This window comes from Streptomyces sp., assembly GCF_036566765.1.
Classification (GTDB): domain Bacteria; phylum Actinomycetota; class Actinomycetes; order Streptomycetales; family Streptomycetaceae; genus Streptomyces.
On sequence record NZ_DATCVQ010000419.1, the window covers coordinates 1 to 3651 of the forward strand.

Annotated in this window: 3 protein-coding genes; all 3 read left to right on the forward strand. The window is 68.4% G+C overall.

Annotated features, from left to right (window positions below; genetic code table 11):
- The first annotated feature begins 240 nt into the window (after window positions 1–240).
- The 3 genes from VIU94_RS24660 to VIU94_RS24670 all read left to right on the forward strand — a co-directional run bounded on the left by VIU94_RS24660 (window position 241) and on the right by VIU94_RS24670 (window position 3469).
- Window positions 241–1224 carry a phage distal tail protein gene (locus VIU94_RS24660; protein WP_331914197.1) on the forward strand — a complete coding sequence of 328 codons (984 nt, stop codon included), beginning with the start codon at window positions 241–243 and terminating at the stop codon, window positions 1222–1224.
- A gap of 75 nt (window positions 1225–1299) precedes the next feature.
- On the forward strand, window positions 1300–3060 hold the full coding sequence (locus tag VIU94_RS24665; protein WP_331914199.1) for a hypothetical protein: 1761 nt from the start codon (window positions 1300–1302) through the stop codon (window positions 3058–3060).
- The gene (locus tag VIU94_RS24670; protein ID WP_331914201.1) at window positions 3053–3469 is read left to right on the forward strand and encodes a hypothetical protein; all 417 of its coding nucleotides are present in this window, start codon (window positions 3053–3055) and stop codon (window positions 3467–3469) included. Before VIU94_RS24665 ends, VIU94_RS24670 begins: the two co-directional genes overlap by 8 nt.
- Window positions 3470–3651 lie beyond the last annotated feature (182 nt).

Consider the following 3651-nt stretch of genomic DNA (forward strand, 5'->3'; position numbering starts at 1 on the left):
TGCGGACGCTCCGGGATCGTCGTCGGCCCAGTGGGCGTGGGCCGCGCTGGAGATTCTCGCCGCGCCTGTGCCGCCCCGCACTGTGGCGCTGCGGCCGACCGGTGCTGCACATCGCGCCGCTTCCTGGTAGAGAGGCGGTGAACGGTGGCCCGCGCTGGACGCTCAATCCCGAACCGGCCAAGACTCGCGAGACACCCCCGCAACTGGGACCGGTCGATCACTCTCGGCTCATTCGAGACGGTGTCCGAATGGCCCGCAGTACTGGTCGAGACGCCGAACGCCAACCTGTTCCTCGGCCCGTTCCAGACGGTCAGCGAGTGGCCGGACCTCACGCTCGCCTACGACCAGAACCTCGTCCTGGCGCCGTTCGAGACGCTCTCGGAATGGCCGGACCCCGGCGTCCAGGTGCCGATCCTGCCCGGCGACAGCATCACTGGCAGCTACCAGATCGAGTACAACGGCACACTGCTCGGCGGGTACGGCAACCAGTACCAGATCATCGCCGGAAGCGTCGAAGGCTGGGACGACCTGCCAGCGCTCGACTCCTCAAACGTCGCCCGCCCGTCCTGGCACGGCTCATGGCCCGGCAAGTTCTACTCCCAGGAACGCCAGGTCTCGGCCACTATCGCCATCAACGTCGGCGACGGCGGCGACTTCGCCGGCGCGATAGGCCAGATACGGCACCTGCTCACCCCGCCGGCGGGGGAGACGGGCGCGCCGCTGGTGATCGCCACCCGCGACGAAGTCCTCATGGTGCCTGAGGCGGTCGTGGACACGCGCGCCATGCCGACCGGCTCCTACCACGCCGGATGGGTTTCGGTCGCAGTCCGGTGGGTGTGCGCGGATCCGCGCAGATACAACGTGATCCGGTCCGGATTCGACATTCCCGCGGGGGGCACGGTGCCGCTCGAAAACGCGGGCAACGTCGCCTCCCATCCGCTGCTTCGGGTCGATGGCCCGGTGGTCAACCCGTCCATCTCCAACTCGACGCTCGGCCGCACCCTGTCGTTCCTGATCACGCTCGCGGACGGCGAACGCATGGAGATCGACACCGACGCCGGGAACGCCACCGTCGCCGGAGTGTCCGTGCTGTCCACGCTCACCGGCGCGTCCGCTCCCGTCTCCGACTTCGTGCTGGAGCGCGGAACCAACGAACTCTCGTACGCGCCGGACGACGGCGGCGCCGCCGGAGTGGTGGCCCTCTACCGGGACGCCTGGCTGTAGGAACGAACCGCTTGGGGGTGCTTCTTGCCCGCCAAGGTCAGATCCTTCACGTCCGCTTCCGCGTTCGACCCCACCGTGGACGTCGACCGTCCGGCAGGCGTGAAGGCCGGCGACGTCCTGATCGCGATCCACTTCAACGACCTCACCGAACAGGGGGCGGGAGCTCCTTCCGGCTGGCAGCCGCTCGTGTCGGAGGGCTGGGACGACATCCTGGCCGTCCGCGTCTGGCGCAAGATCGCCACCGCGAACGAGCCCGCCACCTACACGTTCCGGCACACCGTGGTCGTCGGCCAGACCGTCCACTTGCTCGCCATCTCCGACGTGGACACGTCCGTGTCGCCTCGCGTCGCAGTCGACCTGATCCTCACAGAAAACGGCGACACCCCGTCCGTCCAGCCGGCGGCAGGCCAGCACCTGGAAATCCGCGCTGCTGCCGTCTTCCCCTATCAGGACGACACCGTCACGTGGACGCCGCCCAGCGGGTACGCCCTCAAGGGCAGCGCCCGCAGCTACAACTTCGTCACCTCGGCCGCCGCGTCCCGCCTGGTGTCGTCGTCGGCGCCGACCGGGACGAAGTCCTTCGGCATCAGCCCGGTCGTGGACCGGTTCGGCGTCGGCGTCAGCATCTCGCTCGCCTCTCTCACCACCGAACCGGACACAGGCCCACCGCCGCCACCGTTCACCCCAGGCCGGGGCAGCGCCCTGTACCGGTGGGTTTTCACCCGCTGGGACGGCACCTACCTCGACGACCTCGACCTGTCCTCGGTCACCTTCGACAAACGCATCGGACAGGCGGGAAGCTTCTCGGCCACGGTGACGGTCACCCCGAAGACGCGCGACCGTATCGCCCGCATCATCAGCCCTGACCCGACCGTGCTCATCAACGGGCCCGGCATGGTGACCTGCCAGATCTACCGCGCCGGCGTCCCATGGGGCGAGTACTGGATCACCGCCGCGACCGTCTCACAGTCCGGCAGGGAAGCGCCGTCGATCAGCCTGACCGGCACCACCATGGACGCCTACATGCTGCAGGTCGAAATCCAGGAGGAGCTCTCCTTCACGGGCGACGACCAGATCGACATCGCTCGCGCGCTCATCGCCGACATGCAGGCCCGCGACCACGCCAACCTGCGGCTCATCCCGCAATCCGGCACGTCAGGGCAGCCGCGCGACCACACGTACGCGGCCAACGAAGGCACCTACGGGCAGCGGCTGCAGGAGCTGGCGGAGTTGGAGAACGGCTTCGAGTGGATGGTCAACATCCTGCCCGGCAACGGCCAGCTCGATCGGCACTGGGTTTGGGGGGCGCCGACACTCGGCTCCACCGATGTAGAGCACGTTTTCGCCAACAGCCCGCACGGCGGCGACATCCTGTCCTGGTCGGAGGAGATCGACGCGCTGCGCGGCGGCACCTACTGGCGGGCGCGCGGCGACTCCGTCTCCGATGACGCCTCCACCAGCGGAACCCCGCTCATCTCCGACCCGGCGCTCGCAGAGGCGCATCTCGCCGCAGGCTGGCCGCGGCTAGACCGTACGATCTCCCGCTCCAGCGTGTCAGACGTCGGCACCCTGGACGACTACGCCCGCTATTGGGCCGCCAACGCTCCCGGCGCACTCAGGGTGGACCAGATCACGGTGGCGCTCGGCGCCGAACCGACGTTCACCCCGAACAGCCTCGGAGACCTGGCGCGCATCTACCTGCACAACGTCTGGCATCCGCTCCAGTCGCGGGAGCGCCGCATCATCGGCATCTCCATCACCCCGCCCTCTCGTGAAGGCGGCAAAGAGGTCGCCCAGCTCGTCTTCGAGGGAATCGAGGTGCCGTCCGGTGGATAAGTTCTCCGGCAACCTCGCCGATGAAGTGGCCGCCCTGCGCGCCGAAGTGGCCGAACTCAAGGCCATCATCCGCGCGAGGCCCGCTCTCACCACGGCCTCACAGGGCTGGCGAATGACGGACATGGATATCCCGTCTGTGGCGGCGGGAGAGATCCAGATCGGCAGCAACGACGGTGACCTGTTCGTGGCCACGGCTGATGGCACCAAACGCATTCCCACGCTGAATATCCCAGGGGCCGCACCCGACTACCCGGGCTCGTTCACCAGCCCTGCGACGGTGTCCGGGACGGTGCCGGACACCGCGTACAACGCGTTGCGCGCGGATGTCGTGGCTCAACTGCATGGCCCGCTGAGGGACCTGATCGAGAAGGGCCGCGTCACCGGCGGTTCCGGTTTGTGGCTCCCCTGATCGTGGCCGCCCGCGCTATCGGCTTCCAGCCCTGAGGGTGTGCTGGCGTCGGTAAAGGGACACGCGGGCGGCCACCCCCAACCCGTTGATCAACTAGTGGAGGTCGTGAGTGGAGTGGGCGCAAATCCCCGTCGTGCAGCTAGGGGCCCTGGGCGTCCTGCTCGCTGTCCTCTGGCTGGTGT